The following is a 17,903-nucleotide window of genomic DNA, read 5'->3' as shown; positions in this document are numbered from 1 at the left end:
AGGCTCTACTCCTCGCCGTTCAATACGGTAAATATCAACTCCGATTCGTACCCTTTGCTGAGCGCATAACGAACGAGCTTCTGTTTCACAACGAGTGGATTGTCATCGCGCAGGCTTTGCCGTTTTTTAGTCAACAGATCGGCCAGTGTTTCGCGGTAGTCGTCCGGCGCAATTTCTTTCATGGCCTGATCGAGGTTATACCCCGAAATACCACGCTGCTGCAATTGTTGCTTGATCTTGCGCCGTCCCCAGCCTTTTACCCGAAATTTACCACCCGCAAACGATTTGGCGAACCGCTCTTCGTTCAGGTAATTCTGCTGGATTAATTCGGCAATGACCTCCTCGGCATCATCGCCCGAAACGCCCCATTCTTTGAGCCGCTCCCGAACCTCCTGCTGAGTGCGTTCCTGGTAGGCGCAAAACATAGCCGCTTTGCGAAGCGCGTCCTTTATTAAATCTGTCATATAACAAGAAAACACAAACGAGCCCAAAATCACTCGGTCTAACCCAAATAGCCGGAAGTATTTATGAGCTGGAAGCTACTTCCGGGGTTGATGCTGCATGAGGGTGTTGATCAGTTTCTCCACTTGAGAAACGGGCATTTTAACGACCAGATACTGATGCCCTTTTCCCGAACTGTCCCATCCATTTGACCCATCCGGATTCATGGTCAATCGGCCCGACTTAACAGTGTAATAAGGCTCATACCCGTTCACGCCAACCAAAACGGCGGTCTGATCCCAGCTCATCCGCCCGTTTTTATCTTCAGCCGCTTTGGGCAACGAAATCCGGAATACATCTTTCACGGGGCTATGCTGAATACGAGCGTTTTGCGTAAGTGGCAAGCCCGAATGAATCTGCTCGCCAATTTCAAATCCACTCATCAGGATCGGTGTCGGCCAGTTGGAAAATACAATTCTTGAGGATGTACTATCTCTGAATACGTTATACTCCCGACCCGCCGGAAATTTACCCGCCATGCTAACCACTTGTTTGATCTTTTGGGCAGCCAACGCTTTGCCCGACAAATTGGAATACTGATCGGCTGGGGAGTTGAGCAGATCAGCCAGATTTGTCAGAAAGCCAACCGTAATGACGGTAACACTATGGTCAGGCTGTTTGGCCAGAATCTGGCGATATAAAGCCACAGCATCGGGCGTAGCCTCGTTTGACTTAACGGCGTGTGGATAGCGGGCCACCAGTGTATCAGACCAATGCTGCGTGTCTCTGTCACTGATAGCCTTTCCCTTTGGCACACCGATGGGCACATCTGGCCGATTGAAGTATGTATTCAATACGCTCAGTACCGGCGCAACGTTCGAATAATTGGTGCTGGCTATAGTGGCCAGAATCCTGGCCTGGCCTACATCAGCGAAGGCGTGTAGCATGGTTATAGCCCCTACGTCGTCGTAATCGGGCCCCATATCGGTATCGAAAATAACAGAAACCGGTTGACTTTTGGTGGCCGGCTGTCCATTTACTCCACCGACTGTCAGGCAGAGTAACACGCCAACTAAAAATAAATACGTTCGAATCATTTGGTTAAGCGAGATTTACAGAACGATTAGGAACGATCGCAGGGCACGGCAGTGATCCTGGCCGTTCCAACACGAATTACGGTTTGTTTTTTCAGTAATCGTAATCCACCTACTCTAATTTATTGATGACGATGATTTTGCTAAAGAAACTAACGACACAACCCGATGCCCAGTTGCGAAACCTAGGTTGGGATTGGATGCTTGGTCAGGATACAGCTCCTTACTTGACTAATGAAGTTGTTACCGTAACACCGGCCGAAGCCGATGCCTATTATGAAGCCGCCAACGAATTGTTCGAGATGTTCATTGCTGCCGGGCAGCATGTGATCGACGAAAATCGTTTTGCGGAGCTGGGTATTCCTGCCAACCTTGTTGAGCTGATTACCCTGACATGGAATGATGACCGACACATTCATCTGTACGGCCGTTTCGATCTGGCCGGGGGCGTTGGGAGCAATGCCAACATCAAACTTATTGAATTTAACGCCGATACAGCCACTTGCCTGCCCGAAACGGCCGTTGTGCAACATGCGCATTTGCGGGCAAACGGTCTTGATGAAAGTCAGCAGTTCAACTCACTGTTCGAGACATTGACTGGCCAGTTTGAAGAATTGCTGGCGGTAAATCCGGACTTACAACCTACACTCCTCCTTTCGGCCATTCGGGACGTTCCCGAGGATGATGCCAATGTGGCTTTACTGGGCGAAGCCGCTCGTGAAGCAGGCTTCGACATAGAGCTCGACTTTGTCGATAATGTCGACTTTTCGGCGGAAGAAGGCATTTTCTGGCAGAATCCTAAAAACGGAGAATTCGAAAAACTGGATTTTTGGTTCAAACTCGTACCCTGGGAGTCGATCGCCGAAGAAGAACCCGAATTACTTCAAATCCTGACCGAAATTGTCCGTAAGCGGCTCGCCGTCGTGCTAAATCCAGCCTACACGCTCCTCTTCCAATCGAAATATATTCTGAAAATTTTGTGGGAGTTATACCCCAATCACCCCCTTTTGCTCGAAACAGACACCAAACCGCTGGTTGGCAAGCCCTGCGTTGAAAAAGTCTTGTTTGGACGGGAAGGGGCCAATACGCGCATCCTGAACACCGATGGCAGCGAGCGCCAGACTACAGAAGGCGACTACGGCGACTATCCGAAAATCTACCAGGAATACGTTGAGTTTCCGAAGGACCAGGCCGGTAACGCTTACCAGGCGGGTGTCTTCTACGCGGGCGAAGCCTGCGGATTGGGCTTTCGGCGGGGTGGTCTGATTCTGGACAATACAGCCGGCTTTGTGGGGCATATTATTGAGTAAAGATGAAGGAAAAGCGATGGTGGTACCTAATAAACGGATTCGTTTAACTAAGTAGCCTACTTGTACCAAACCCCTCACCATTTCTATGGCTAACCTAGGCCTTTATCTTCAGGCGATTGTCTATATTGCTGCTGGTGCAAACCACTTCATTAGCCCCAAGACTTATCTGGCTATTATGCCGCCCTATATTCCCGCTCACAATCTGATGGTTGTCTTGAGTGGCATTGCCGAAATCGTTCTGGGTATCGGGCTCCTCTTTCCGGCTACCCGAACACTATCGGCCTGGGGACTCATATTCCTGCTAATTGCCGTGTTTCCCGCTAATATCTACATGGCCATGGCAAGTCGCTTCAACAAGCTTCCTGCCTGGCTTCGTTGGGGGCGGCTGCCCTTACAGGGCCTTTTGATCTGGTGGGCTTATCAGTATACATGAACCCTGTTTATTCGCTTTGGGCAAACCGGTTCTATTGGTATTCCGAAGGTATGGTTAACGTTACCAATGCGCTCAATTTGTCTAGTATACCTAGGCGATGAGCATGGCCTACACGTACTTTTTAGGCTATAATTCTCACTTTTTCCCACATCAAGTAAAAATTGACTAGTATACCCGCTAGTTACCTTAATTAGCCAATTTCCGTTAAAATGCAGACTAATTACTGCAACTATAATTAAATAATATAATTAAAAATATCATAAATACAAATAATTGAGATTATTTTTTAACTACTACTTATAATGATGATTCTAGATAAGTTCTATATAGATAAACCATCATTGATAATTCAGTAAATAAAAGTTTACTAAAGTGACTTTGGCAGGTAGACTTAGTCCAAGGGGGTGACATATACTTAATTTCTATGAATACGATTAGTATGGAGACAGACGAGAAAGTAAGACGTAATCGGACAAAGACTACACAACGTATAGTTGAAGCCTTGGAAGAAGTGATCTCGGAGAGGGGATTGGAAGGGGTAGGTGTTAATCGCATTGCAGAGAAGGCGAATGTCAGCAAGGTTCTGATCTACCGATATTTTGGGGGAATGGAAGGCTTATTGGAGTACTATGTGAAAATGGGAAAACTATTTCCGGTCTTTACGCCAGCCATCCTGGACCAAATTCGCCCGCTTCACGACTCTGATGTAGCCAGGATCTGGTATCGTCAGGTTATTCAGACCTATAGATATTTCCGCACGTTCAAGGCAGCCCGCGAAGTGCTCAAGGCAAGTGTCATTGAGAACGATTCAATTGCCGAAACAACAGCCAAAGCTCAGGATGAAGAATTAACCAGGCTCGTTAGTCAACTTTCATTTGTAAAAGGAGCTGACACGCAGGCTATCTCAGCCGTTATCCTTGGTGCCATGACGTACCTGACCATAATGGCCCAAAACGATCGTACAATGATTGGTATTGATCTGCGAAGTGAAGAAGGCTGGCAGCGGATCGAGAGTGCGATAAAAACCATTTACATCTCTCTGAATAAACTGGCTGTTAGTGCAAAAGATGTCCAGCTGGAACTTCAGTCTACCCATATGCCCGTTGCGCAATGGTAAGAAAGATAAGCAGTTTACAACAGATTACCATCTCCTAACTTGTTGAGGTACTCTATTTGTAAACTGCCTATTTTATTTTATCAGCATCATTTTCAAGTATAGCGTGGCTGTTCGTTCAGGTGAATAACGGGATTTGTAACAAGCCAGACCTTCTTTCCCGACCCGTCAATATAGTATGTGGCAACGACGGTTCTATCGTTGCGCTACGCCCGTTTTGCGGGTACGAATTTTTTCGACGACCCACTTCCCTACCTTTTCACCCTCGACCTGTCCGTTCATAAGGGCTGATCGGTAATGAATGCCGCCGTATAACCGGCTGATTGACGCTTCGTCGGCGGCATTTCGGATAGAGGTGAAGGACCGAACGCCATGCCCATAGGCAAATTCTGTAGAATCGGTAAAGGCGATATTATCACCTATCAGATTGGTTAGAACCGTAGCGGCCGCGGTAGAAATAACACTGTGCCCACTAGGGTATTCGGGAAAGGGGGGGGTTTGCAGAAAAGGTGTCCATTTTGGATCAAACGATTTATTGATGACCGTTTCGGGCCGAACCGTTTTGCTGCGGTACTTCTCATCCCAGCAGGATATAAACCCGTCACTTAAAGCAAACGACGTAAGTGCGTAGGCTTCGACGGTTTGCATCATCGTGAGCTTTTGCTTACGGGCAATCGTCTGAGCAATTGCCAGCCAGTGACCACCCGGTGTCATTTTTTTGCTGGCATACATGACGTGCCCCGCCACATTCATAACAAAGGCATTATCGTCCCAGAAATAGGCAATATCCTGCTTTTGTTTGTCGAGGTTTTTACCAATCTGATAAACTTCATCCAGCTCTTTTTCGTAAGGGCTACCCTTGGCCAGGCTATAGGGAAAGGGCCGTGGCGGCATAAACTGATTGCAGGTATCCATAGCCCAGCAACGAAGCTTATTCCATTGAGGCTCAGCCGCGTCCATGTAAGCCGGTGGCGTAGGGACCCACGAGCCTTCTTCATTCGTAACGGTGTGTTTGAATCCTCGGGTTTGTTTGTAATTATCCTTGGCCGCGTAGTCCAGAATATGCTTCGCTACGGCTTCGCCATAGGCCATGGAGCGGTCATACACTTCTTCAGGAACACCGTCTTTTTTGTACTGCTCATAAAATGGCTTTTCGAATTCGTCGTAGAAATCAACCGAGAACGTCAGCGCCCGTGCAACGGTCATAAACGCGCGGGTACTGGCCAACGGGAAGCAGTACTCTTTTCCGGTTTCTGGCTTCGGTCCACTCTGAAATCGCTTTAATTTACCGCCCAGCGACTCGTATTGGGGATCGAAAGGAACGAGCGCTTCGTAGCCAGCTAAGTTTGCATACGAATAAATTCGGCTGGCAACGGGTGGCGAAAAAATGTCGTGGATAATAACTTCCGTTAATTTGTTCAAAGCCGAATTATAATATTCGGGGTTAGCAGCCTTTGCATTGTATTCAGCGGGAGATGCGGGCTTCTGGCAACCGGTTAATCCAACCAGCAGAAAAGCCAGCAGATAGCCAAAGCGAAGCGTATTATTCATAGTGCAGGTGACAAGTTTACGTGGAAATCAATCACACCGTAATTGATTCATTTTTACAAAATTAGTGGAAAATACCAGACCAAATAAAGATTGATCTTACTTACAAAAACAGCGTTTCTCTCACAACGGCCTGAATAGTTGCAAGCCAGCATCGTTTCGGGCAACCAGGATCAACGTACCTATGGCTGTGCGTACCGTGCGAATATCCCGGACTTCGCCAGTAAGCAGAAACCCCGAATCAACGGGCGAGAGCGCTACAAATTTACCATTGCCGTCGTTGCGCAATACCAGGCCATAATTGGCGTCGTAGCGCCCCTGATACGTACTTACGCCATAAAAATTACCACCACCCAGCACGTCCAGATCACCATCCTGATCAATATCAATTGCTTGTAGAGCGAATAATTTTGAGACCTGAGCCAGCATAGGTAACGCATGAACGACAAATTTTCCGTTTACATTTTCCAGGTATACGGATGCAAATTGGTTGACTGTAAGCTCATCGGCTCCTTTCAGATCATCGTCGGAGAAAACAGCGTTGATCGGTTTACCGGCAAAGGATACGTAGTCCGTAAATCGTTTGTTAACAATACTGGGCATTTGCTTACCCAACTCATCTTTAAACGCTAAGGGAAACCATTCTTTGCCACGATTGTAAGCAATAATCTGATCCGTGCTTTGGTTATTATCGACATCTTTCACCCACATCCGCAACTGCGAATCGGGCGTTTTGCGCAGCTTGGTGTTCGTCCCTAAATTACCTACCATCAAGTCAATGTCGCCATCTTTATCAAAGTCGGCCGCAATGATTCGCTGGAAGAACCCATTCAAGGGCGTACTCTTGTCTGTAATGGATTTCACCTCCGAGAGCTTTCCGTTCTCATTGGCAAACATGCGGATTGGCATCCAGTCACCCGCTACAATCAAATCGGCATCGTTATCCCCATCATAATCAGCCCAGACGGCGTCCGTTATCATGCCTGCTTTGCGCAAATCGGATGCTATCTCATCGGTTTTGTCTGAGAAGTGTGGTTGACTACCCTTCTTGCCATCATTAATCAACAAGTAAGAACTCGGTGATTTTCCATAGGCCATGCCAACCACCCGGCCCCCAACAAACAAATCCAAGTCACCATCTTTGTCAATGTCTATTGGCCGAACGCAGCTTTTATTGTCATACATGGGCGGAAGTGCACTGGCCAATCGGCTGAAATTACCCCGACCATCGTTCACATAAAGTCGGTCGAACTGCTCCGGCATTTTGTTATAAAACTCATTGCCTCCCGAAACAACGTACAAGTCCAGATCCTTATCGCCATCGGCATCGAAGAAAACGGCGTCTACATCCTCGTAGACAGAGTCCTTTCTAAAGTCAGGTTGAGCCGATGGAGTAAACTTACCGTTGGGTTGCTGAATCAGTAAACTCCCCGTCTGCCAGCGAGCCCCTCCGGCATAGATATCATCCCGGCCATCCCCGTTCACATCACCCACGGCCAGATGCGGCCCTTCGGTGGAGACTTTGAACGGCATTAACGACTCACGAACGAAGTCGAAATAATCGGCATTTTCGTGATGGTGGTATGGCATTGAATCGGCCTTTGTCACATCAGCGAACAGCGGCTTACCCGGGTCAATGGTGTAGCGATAGGCAGTGCCGTCCAGCCGGGCGTTTGCCTGCCGAAGGGTCACAACCTGATTCGCCTTAACATTCTGCTGAATTTCCATTCGCCCACTTGGCCAGATCACAATAAGCGAATCGACGACCGACCGTTTGCCCAGACCAAACAGTAATTCGGGGGCCACCGCTGATTCGAATCCTCGGGTGGGCATCAACTGCTGAAACTGCAGGGAGTCACTATATTTTAGGATGACTTTAGCCCCCACACCAAATGTGTTGGGCGAATCGCCCTTGAGCCTGACCGTCAAATGCGTATTCGTCGGAAACAACGTCGTTGCCTCATTCCGGTACAATCCGGCGAGATCGTTTATGTTGTTCGTAACCAAGTCCAGATCGCCGTCGTTGTCCAGGTCAGCGTAAGCGGCCCCGCACGAAAGCGTTGGCGTCTCGAAACCCCAGACCGCCGACTTGTCTTCGAACTCAAGGCTGGGTGTTCCCCGATACAGGTAATTGTGAACTTTGCCCTCGGGCATGAGCTGAATTGCTTTATCATCCAGTCGCGAAGAAGCCCTCAATTCGCTCTGCAACGAGCCGTTGGAGATGTATTTAATGTAATCGAGGTTGTTTGGCCGACGGGCAATACCGTTGGCAACGAATAGATCTTTAAGGCCATCATTATCGTAATCGGCCAATAAAGGTGCCCAGCTCCAATCCGTTGCGGCTACCCCGGCCATTACGCCAATATCCATAAATCTTTTTCCAGACAGGCTAAGCTGCAGGCAGTTACGGCTATACTGATTCATGTAGCCATACGAAAGTTTATAGCGATAAATATCCAGCGGATCTTCGCCCTGAGAGGATTTCTCGACGACCTCATCAGCCGGATACATGTCGAGGGTCATCACATCCGGGAAACCATCATTATTCACATCGGCTACGTCGTTTCCCATCGAGAATCGGCTCGTATGCGCAAACGCCTGCCGGACCGACTCAACAAAGCCCCCCTTGTGGTTATTGACGTAATAATAATCATCCTCGTGAAAGTCGTTGGACACATACAGGTCTTCCCAGCCGTCATTGTTTAAATCGGCCACGGCAATGCCCAGGCCATAGCCCATGGCTGCGCCAAAAATACCCGCCTGCTCACTTACGTCCGTGAAATGCGCCCGGCCAGTCTGAACGCCATCGTTGCGAAACAGGTAATCGCCCGATTCGCGATTCCGGTTATTACGGGTCGACACCTTATCGAAACTGCGGGATGTATGAACCGCATGGTTCAGCAGAAAACAATCTAAGTCCCCGTCGTGATCGTAATCAAAAAAAGCAGCCTGGGTAGAAAAACCGGCAAATGCCAGTCCATACTCAGCGGCTCGTTCGGTAAACGTCGGGATACCATCCTTGCCAGGCCCATTGTTGATGTACAGTTCATTAACGCCCTTTAAGCCTTTGAACTGATTAACGGCACACACATATATATCGAGCCATCCATCTCCATTGACATCAGCCATCGTTACACCCGTTTGCCAGTCGGCCCGGCCCGTTGTCCCGCTCTGGGTAGTTATATCCGTAAAAACAAACTTCCCCTTATTTAGGTAAAGTTTGTTGGATCCCTGGTTGGAGACGAAGTAGAGATCGGTCAATCCATCGTTGTTCAGATCACCAACGGCAACACCGCCACCATTGTAAAAATAGAGGTAATCCAGAATAGACAGGCTATCGGTATTACGTAATTCATTGCGGAAGCTAACACCCGTTTGTGCCGAGTCCAGTGGCAGAAAAAGTGGCTTTTCCTGCACCGTTGGCCCCGACGAGCAACCCGCCAGGAAAAGCATGCAACCAGCAAAAACGAACAGGGATCGTATCATGGTTTACCGCCTTTCGAGATCGCGAGGACCTGCGCACGATCGTTATTTTTGGCCAATACAATAAACTGGCTTCCATTTGCCCCACGGGCAGCTAGCATCCGCCGAATCTGCCCACGCACGAAAAAGCCCGTCTGCTCGGGTTTCGTGCCGGTAAACCTCAACTTGCCATCCTTTCCCTGCCCGTTGCCGAGTAATAGCAATCCATAGTTGGCATCATACCGGCCCACTTCGGTCAGCACATCGAAGAAGTTTCCCGTCAACAAAATATCGGTTTTCCCATCGTGGTTATAGTCTCCCGTTAAGATGGCCTGAATGGGCGACGTTTGCGCCTGTATGGGTAAAGCTTCGAGCGTAAAATTACCTTTTCCGTCATTGATCAGGACAGATGTTTCGGCCATTTGAGCAGTCTTCACGGTCATTCCCTCTCGCTGCTGGGCCGAGAAAATATCGGTAAAGCTGGCTTTTGCGTAATCAGTATGCTTTATGTATTTCGTCTTAATGGACGGAATCCGTTTTTGTAAATCAGGCTTTTGCACCACTACACACTCGTGCGCTTTTCCGTCGGGGCCCGGCCGATAGCACGTGATAATTTGTTCATAGGAGCCATTGCGGTCAAAATCATTGCCATATAAATGAGCCGGTTGCGTACCCGTCGCCATCATTCGACTGTTCAGACCAAGGTTGCCAAGTACAAAATCCATATCACCATCATTGTCGAGGTCGGCCGCATGAATCGTATTCCACCAGCCACCCGAATTGGCCAGCATGTCATTTTCGACACGTTCAAACCCTTTCCCCTGTTTATTTTTCAAAATAGTGATGGGCATCCAGTCGCCCACCAGGATCAAATCGGGGTATTTGTCATGATCGATATCCGCCCAGACGGCGTCTTTCACCATACCAATCTCCTTGGCGAATGGCATGAGTTCCGGCGTTGCTTTCCTAAAATTTCCTTTTCCATCGTTTACCATGAACAACTGGTCAGGATTCTGGCCGTACTGCCCCGACACCATCCGGCTACCCACGAATAAATCCTGATCGCCATCCAGATCGAAATCGGCGGCAGCAACACAGGAGTTGTTGTTCAAACTACGCGGCATGGTTCTGTCCCAGGTAAGATTTCCTTTTCCATCGTTTCGATAAAACCGGTCTGCCAGGTATGTAACATCGTCGAATTCGTTGCCACCCGTTGCCACATATAAATCCAGATCATTGTCGCCATCAGCATCAAAAAAGGTGGCCGCGACATCTTCAGAATAGATCGCATCAAGCAGAAACGGCTGTTTCTGGAGAATAAAAGTGCCTCCCGGTTGCTGCACATATAAAGACCGGGGCATATTAGCCGCACCACCCAGAAAAACGTCGTCCAGGCCATCGCCGTTAATATCGCCAACCGCCAGCGCGGGCCCTTCGCGCGAGAGGAGTTGCTTCAACAGACCATCCCGATTGTAGTCGACGAAGTCATTTTCCTTATGCACGTAATCGAGCTTAACGGCCTGCGTTACGTCGGTAAATAAGCGTGTAGCCGCATTTGGTTTGGCAGGTGGCAACGCTATTTGATCCGCATTTTTGTACGACAGTTGCAGCGTAGTATTGATAGCGGGTTTCCGAATGACCTGTTTCTTATCGACACCATTAAAACGGTCGGGCCAGACAACAACGAGCGAATCGATACTTGGCCGCTTCCCTGCCACATCCCCCCCCAAACCAAAGACCATGGTCAGGTCTACCGACGACTGAAATCCCCGGTTGGGCATTTGCTGCAGGTATTGCATTTCCTTACCCTGATAGACATATACTTTGGCTCCAATAGCGTTTGGATTCTGAGCTCCCCCTTTAAGCTGTACGCGCAAAAAAGCCTTCTTCTCTTTTTCTACCGACGTATTTTTGAAGATCGACACGGGCGAATCATTGTTATTCACCACCAGATCGAGGTCGCCGTCGTTGTCCAGATCGCCGTAGGCCGAGCCATTTGAGAAATTAGGCTCGCCCAAACCCCAATCGGCGGCTTTGTTTTCGTACTGCATGCCGTTGCCGGTGTTCCGAAAAGCATAGTTCGGAATGGGGCTAGAACTCATTTTGTTGACATAGTCTTTGTAATCAAACTTTTTGGTCCCCTGGATCATGGATTGCAGATCGGGGTTGTCAGCCAGATAAGCGATATAGTCCTGATCCGTCAAATCTTTCAGGATACCGTTAGCCACAAACACGTCCTTCTTTCCGTCCATGTCCATATCGAACAACAAGGCCCCCCAGCTCCAGTCGGTTGCGCTGGTGCCCGCCATGCGTCCGATCTCCGAGAATGTGCCGTCGCCGTTGTTGAGGTGAAGCATATTTCGGGAGTCCTGATGATAAAAATCACGGGTTTCTTTCAGTTCATTCAGCTCATAGCTATCGAAGGCCGTCGTGGTTTTCAGACGGTAATCATCATCCGGCAACATGTCTGTTACGAAAATATCCAGATTTCCATCGTTGTTGACATCGGCAATATCGGCCCCCATCGATGCCAGGCTGATATGTCCCATCTCGTTCTCGATATCTTCTTTGAAGGTGCCGTTCTGCTGATTTATGTATAAGTAATCGCGCTCGTAGAAATCGTTCGAGATGTAAATATCCGGCCAGTTATCGTTGTTCACATCGCCAATGGTAATGCCCAGCCCGAAACCGATCAAACTACCGTAAATCCCTGCTTCGGCGCTCACATCCCTGAACGGCTTACCTGGTCCTTCATTACGAAACAGCTTATCCCCGCCCAGTCGGTCGCGGGTATCCCGCATGTTAGCAAATCCCAGCCGATCCATGGGCGTGAAGCTATTGTTGAGCAAATACATGTCCAGGTCGCCATCACGGTCATAGTCGAAGAAGGCCGCGTGGGTCGAAAAGCCACCGTCAAACAACCCATATTCCCTGGCTTTTTCGACAAAGACGGGTACGCCGTTCTTTACCCCCTGGTTGATGTATAACTGGTTGCCACGTTCATCGCGGCTACCCGAATTACAGACATAAATATCCAGTAATCCATCGCCGTTGATATCCGCAAAGGTGACGCCTGTCGACCAGAACTTTTTACCGACAATGCCTGCCTTCGTGGTTACATCGTCAAACTTCATCCCGCCTTTGTTGAGGTACAATTTGTTGGCTTCGAAGTTGGAGGTCAGAAACAGGTCCGGCAGTCCATCATTATTCACATCGCCGATCGCGACGCCCCCACCGTTGTAGAAATTGCGGTAGTTGAAAATATTGAAGTCTTTTTTATCCAGACTCCGGTTTACGAAGTCCACCCCGGTTTCAGAGGCTGGTAAATTCTCAAAAAGTGGTTCGGGATCCGTATGACATGCCAGTAGTCCACTCAGGCAGATGACCAGCAAGCCTAATTTCTTATTCATTTTTTCGGTAAATTAATCAAGCTACGTATTCAATCGAAGCCGCCAGTGTGTCAGAATATCGATTTCTATCCCACATGGCTTTTTTTAAAACGTCAATATCTTTCCTCCGTTGATGCAACAACGATATAATTGTTTACTTTTTTATGGCCACCGTCGCTATTTCTATGGCTAAGAAACCAAAACAGCAGCCCAATACCGGGCTGCTGTTTTGGTTTTCGAACCAGGCTCGTTTAGTACCCGGTATTCTGCGGCTGCAGATTGGGGTTACTGTCGATAGCCTGTTGCGGGAATGGGAACAATACGGCAGTATCAGGCGATTTGGTTGGGCGCTGATCAACCGGGTTTGTAAATACCCCAAAGCGAATCTGGTCGCTCCGGCGCCAGCCTTCCCAGTACAGTTCACGGCCACGTTCGGCCAAGATAGCAGGCAGGTCAACGGTTGACAGCGTCGACGCGCCCCGTGTTGTCCGCAGGTTATTTACGATACCAGCGGCAGTCTGCCCCTGCGGATCGGTACCACCGCGCGCAATCGCTTCAGCTTTCATCAGCAGAACGTCCGCATAACGCAGGAACACGTAATCATTGGTCGGGTTATTGTAGCTGAGCGGATTGGGCAGGTACTTGAGCACCCGGATACCGGCCACTTCGTTGGCCAAAGCGATGTTAACGGCTGGCGTGAAGACCAGTGGGTTACCACTACGATCCTTCAACGGAACCAGTGCGGTGCTCCCTGAAGCAGGCGCTCCATACTGCTGACCAACCTGAAAACCAGCGGTCAAACCAGTTTTGGGCGTCAAGTCAGAAGGAGACGCGCTACGGCGTTCGTCGGTTGCTTCGAAGCTGTTATAGAAGTCTGCCAGCGTTGTGAAGCCGTTCCAGGCACCGATGTACTGGTTGTAGTGCTCCGTCATGAAATAACGGTTCTGAACGCTGCCTGGCTGGGCCGTCGAGGTGTTCTGAATGGTAAAAATCAATTCCTGTGAACGGGCATCGTTGTCCCAGTGGAAGTTATCGAAGTATTTACCTTTTGCAGTCAGGGCAAACTTGGCTGAAGAAATCACCTGATTAGCAAAATACACGGCTGAGTCCATATCTGCTTTCGCAAACGTGTAGGGACCCGCCGGGCTGGTTGGGGCGTTGTTATAAACGGCCCGGTTCAGGTACATTTTAGCCAGCATAGTTGCGGCTGCTTCTTTGGTAGCAACGTTAGCTGTTCCAGTGGTATATGTAGGCAGCGCGTTGAAGGCAGCACGCAGATCAGAAATAGCGAAGTTAGACGCAGCCTGACGACTCAGCACGGCTGGATTGGCGTCGGCAGCATCCGTAACTTGACGGACAGGTGTGCGGCCGAACAAATCCACGATGTAAGACGTAAAGAAACCGCGCAGGAACTTTGCCTGAGCAACTAGCGCCTGATTCGATCCTGCGGCATAAACAGCCTGTGTAGCGCGGAAAGCGCCCGTGTTCAAGTCATTCCAGGCATTCAGGACCTCCACGTGTTGCGAGTCCCAGGTGTGCTGGTGCAGTTTACGCCAAACACCAAAATCGTCCCAGTCGGTGCCACGCGTTGGCCCCATCATCTCATCAGAAGGGTGTTCTTCCAATGCGTAAGCACGGCCCTGACTATTGGCAATGGGATACAGGGCCTGATAAGCCCCCTGCAACGTAGCAGCCGGGTCCAATGTAACAGCCCCGAGTGTAGCATCCGTCGATGAAAGCGATCCAAACACTTTATCGTCCAGGTTTGTGCAACCATTGATACCGAACGAGCCAATCAATAAGGTGGCAGTCAGTATTCCAATGGTCTGATATTTAGATACGTTCATTTTGTATAAAAATAAGTAGTGTGTTGTGCCTTCTGTCCATGTCCAACCCATCTGGTCAGTAGATACGAACAGAAGGCCTTTAAGATTGCTTAAAATCCAACATTTAATCCCAGTGTTACCGTACGGGGCGTTGGGTAAGGCGTATAATCGATACCCAGCGATGGAATACCATTACCATTGTTGTTGAACGTAACCGTGTTAACATCTGGATTCAACCCTGTATAGCCCGTGAAGATGAACAGGTTCTGGCCCGTGAGCGACAGCGACAGTGATTTGGCAAAGCCACCCTGAGGTAGGTCAAACCGACGTGAAATTGTCAGGTTCGTAATCCGCACATAATCACTCTTCTCCAGGAAACGAGTCGATACCGAAGCCGGGTTCAGGCCATTCTCTGGGCTGTTTGCCACATCGTAGGTGACGTTGCCAGCATTCTTAAGCGCACCTTTCGCAAACAGGGCGTTGGCAGTGTTGTTGTAAATTTTTCCACCAAACTGACCGTTCACAAAAAGGCTGGCGGTCCACTGACCAAACGTGAAGTTGTTCGTTAAACCTAGGCGCAGTTTAGCAAACGGACTTCCCTGATAATTGGACCGGCCGTTATCGGCATAGGTCGAGTATCCATTGGCATCATAGCCCGTAAAAGTCGGGATAAAGAAGGCAAATGGGGGATAACCGCTGGTAATCCGTTCTGCGTAGGCCCCCGATAGGCCCTGTCCGCTAATCGCGCCCACAGCCTGGTCGGTAGAAATATTCTGGGCTTTAACATCAACGGTGGTCAGGTTAAACAAAGCTTCCCAGCCGAACTGCTGCTTTTGAACTACTTGGTACGTCAAGTTCAGCTCTATACCTTTACTAACGATTTCGCCTGGCAGGTTGATCCATTTGTAGTTAACCGGAGCAGGTTGAGCGTAGAACACCTGCAACAGCGTGTTCGAACCAGCACGGTGATAGTAGTCGATCGAACCAGCAAGTCTGCCTTTCAGCACGCTGAAGTCGATACCAACACCCGTTGTTGTGTTCTGCTCCCACTTCAAATCCGGGTTCGGGTTGTTCTGCTGAACCTGCGCTCCAGTATTGTTATAGGTATAGATGATTTTTGATGCCCCACCGGTAAAGTCCTGGTTACCCACGACCCCGTAGTTAGCCCGGAGTTTCAGATCATCGAAAATGTTCTTCGGAACAAAGCTCTCCTGCGATAACCGCCAGGCAGCCGCCACCGATGGGAAGGTTCCGTATTTGTTGTTGATACCGAAACGCGACGAGCCATCCACCCGTACGGTTGCGGTCAACAGGTATTTTTCTTTGAGGTTGTAATTAACCCGGCCAAAGTATGACTGCAGGTCATTTTGGTTCCGTGTTGAACCACCGCCGATGGCCGTTCCCGTCAGGGTGTTGGCAGACCCAATGTTATCGGCATAATCGATTACCGATTCGTTGAATGGGAAACGGCTGGCAGCTATGTAACTCGTCCGTGTTCCGAAAGTCTGATAGGCAAAACCTGCGACCGCTTCGAGTACACCGGGTCCTACGTTTTTATTGTAGTTTGCCGTGTACTCGACCAGTTTAGACAAGCGATTCAGGTTATTAATATAAGCCGCTCCGCCTAGTCCCGTATTCGGGTCTGCGTACACTGGATTCGTTACCGAGCCCAGAGGAACGTTGAACTGTCCATTCAGACGGGAGTCGATAGTCGTTGTCCGAGTCGAAGTAGAGTTATCTACACCGAAGTTTGCTTTGAGCGACAAGCCATCCATAATGGTCCAGGTCGCACTCACGTTAGCCAGCGTACGATTCGTAACGCCTTTGTCGTGGTAGTAATCCAGCATAGCCCGTGGGTTACGGTACGAACCACCCGCCAATTGATAATAAGACGCGGTATCGCTGCTATTGGCAAAAACCGGGTACGTCGGGTTAGCCTTGATCATAGCCCCGAACAGGTTGCCTAAGGCGCCTGCCTGGTTACCAGTCAATGCATATTGGTCCGTCACTGACGAAGTCGTCGCGTTGACAGCTATCGTTACTTTTTTGTTAAACAGATCCTGCGACGCGTTGATACGACCCGTAATCCGCTTCTGACCTGTTCCTTTTACAAGCCCCTGCTGATCCTGATAACCCAGAGAGAACAGGTAACGCGTATCGTTGGTACCACCGCCAAAGCTGGCGTTGTAAATCTGCGAAACACCCGTACGCAGAATCTGATCCTGCCAGTTGGTCGATGCACCTGCATTCACTGTTGTCAATGTCGGATCACCACCGGCTGCTTTTACACCCGCCAGAAAGTCGGTGGGCGATAGCAGATCGTACTTTTTCAACGACGTCGATACCGCAGCAGAAGCGGAGAAGTTGAATTGTGGTGCTCCCGCTTTCCCTTTCCGGGTCGTAATCAGAACCACACCATTAGCACCCCGTGCACCATAGATGGCAGCCGCCGAAGCATCTTTCAATACCGAGATGTTTTCGATATCGCTTGGGTTCAGGAACGACAGTGGGTTACGAGCCGTTGTTGTACCCGTACCGAAATCGGGCGTACCACTGCTGAAGTCACCCCCATCGAGTGGAACCCCATCAACTACGTACAAAGGTGTATTACCACCCCGCAGCGACACAGCACCCCGAATCTGGATGTTGTTGGCGGCACCTGGCTCTCCGCTGGCCGGTGTGATTTGCACACCCGCGACACGACCCTGCAGCAATTGTTCGGGCGACGAAATAACCCCTTTGTTGAAGTCTTTCGGTCCCAGCGTAGCTACCGAGCCGGTAACGTCTTTTGCTTTTTGTGTACCATACCCAATTACCACCACTTCCTGCAGTGCCTTGGTGTCGTCAACAAGCTTAACATCAACCGTAGCGCGACTTCCAACGGCTATCTCCTGCGTTGTGTAGCCGATGAAGCTAAGTATAATTGTTGCATTATCCGGCACATCCGTTAGTGTGTACACACCATCCGCATTGGTGTTTGTCCCCCGTGTCGTTCCTTTGATCTGAACGCTAACACCGGGTAAGCCAAAACCGGTTGGATCCGATACTTTCCCTGTTACAGTGCGCCCTTGCGCCCACGCTGAGGTGTTACCCAGCAACAGTACCATTAGCAGCATCGCCAAAAAGCTAAAAAAAGCCTTTTGAGTTGATGCCTGGGGTTGGCAAACACCAACCTGACCTACGTTACCACCGAAGTGACTCAATTTGTAGGATTTGTCCATCATAGGTTTGCAGTAAAAATGAATAAATATTGATTCGCAATGTGATTGAGTTTTACCCTTGCATT

10 protein-coding genes are annotated in these 17,903 nt (G+C 49.4%); 3 read left to right on the top strand and 7 right to left on the bottom strand.

Annotated features, from left to right (window positions below; translation table 11 throughout):
* Positions 1 to 5: 5 nt before the first annotated feature.
* Both ACYU8Y_RS02215 and ACYU8Y_RS02210 read right to left on the bottom strand, forming a co-directional pair.
* Positions 6 to 464: a regulatory protein RecX gene (locus ACYU8Y_RS02215; RefSeq protein WP_460933747.1), complete on the bottom strand. Its 459-nt coding sequence runs from the start codon at positions 462 to 464 to the stop codon at positions 6 to 8.
* A gap of 75 nt (positions 465 to 539) precedes the next feature.
* Positions 540 to 1,538, bottom strand: a complete 999-nt coding sequence (locus ACYU8Y_RS02210) for a nucleoside hydrolase (protein ID WP_460933745.1) — start codon at positions 1,536 to 1,538, stop codon at positions 540 to 542.
* Positions 1,539 to 1,669: 131 nt separating this feature from the next.
* Here ACYU8Y_RS02210 and ACYU8Y_RS02205 point away from each other — a divergent pair, with 131 nt between their 5' ends.
* The 3 genes from ACYU8Y_RS02205 to ACYU8Y_RS02195 all read left to right on the top strand — a co-directional run bounded on the left by ACYU8Y_RS02205 (position 1,670) and on the right by ACYU8Y_RS02195 (position 4,395).
* Positions 1,670 to 2,845, top strand: a complete 1,176-nt coding sequence (locus ACYU8Y_RS02205) for a glutathionylspermidine synthase family protein (protein WP_460933743.1) — start codon at positions 1,670 to 1,672, stop codon at positions 2,843 to 2,845.
* Positions 2,846 to 2,930: 85 nt separating this feature from the next.
* Complete coding sequence (locus ACYU8Y_RS02200; protein WP_460933741.1) at positions 2,931 to 3,278, top strand: DoxX family protein; 348 nt, start codon at positions 2,931 to 2,933, stop codon at positions 3,276 to 3,278.
* A 424-nt stretch (positions 3,279 to 3,702) separates the two neighbouring features.
* Entirely contained in the window at positions 3,703 to 4,395 is a 693-nt protein-coding gene (locus tag ACYU8Y_RS02195) for a TetR/AcrR family transcriptional regulator (protein WP_460933739.1), read from the top strand.
* A gap of 192 nt (positions 4,396 to 4,587) precedes the next feature.
* On the opposite strand, the gene ACYU8Y_RS02190 is transcribed toward ACYU8Y_RS02195, so the two are convergent.
* From ACYU8Y_RS02190 to ACYU8Y_RS02170, 5 genes are all read right to left on the bottom strand, one after another.
* Positions 4,588 to 5,943, bottom strand: coding sequence for a vanadium-dependent haloperoxidase (locus ACYU8Y_RS02190; RefSeq protein ID WP_460933737.1), 1,356 nt, complete (start codon positions 5,941 to 5,943; stop codon positions 4,588 to 4,590).
* Positions 5,944 to 6,063: 120 nt separating this feature from the next.
* On the bottom strand, positions 6,064 to 9,426 hold the full coding sequence (locus ACYU8Y_RS02185) for a VCBS repeat-containing protein (protein WP_460933735.1): 3,363 nt from the start codon (positions 9,424 to 9,426) through the stop codon (positions 6,064 to 6,066).
* On the bottom strand, positions 9,423 to 12,812 hold the full coding sequence (locus ACYU8Y_RS02180; protein WP_460933733.1) for a VCBS repeat-containing protein: 3,390 nt from the start codon (positions 12,810 to 12,812) through the stop codon (positions 9,423 to 9,425). Before ACYU8Y_RS02180 ends, ACYU8Y_RS02185 begins: the two co-directional genes overlap by 4 nt.
* Positions 12,813 to 13,042: 230 nt before the next feature.
* Positions 13,043 to 14,638 carry a RagB/SusD family nutrient uptake outer membrane protein gene (locus tag ACYU8Y_RS02175; protein WP_460933731.1) on the bottom strand — a complete coding sequence of 532 codons (1,596 nt, stop codon included), beginning with the start codon at positions 14,636 to 14,638 and terminating at the stop codon, positions 13,043 to 13,045.
* An 89-nt stretch (positions 14,639 to 14,727) separates the two neighbouring features.
* The gene (locus ACYU8Y_RS02170) at positions 14,728 to 17,841 is read right to left on the bottom strand and encodes a SusC/RagA family TonB-linked outer membrane protein (RefSeq protein ID WP_460933729.1); all 3,114 of its coding nucleotides are present in this window, start codon (positions 17,839 to 17,841) and stop codon (positions 14,728 to 14,730) included.
* Positions 17,842 to 17,903 lie beyond the last annotated feature (62 nt).

Source organism: Spirosoma humi (assembly GCF_054776575.1).
The sequence above is the reverse complement of the archived record's forward strand: the minus strand, read 5'-3'. Positions and strand labels throughout refer to the sequence as shown.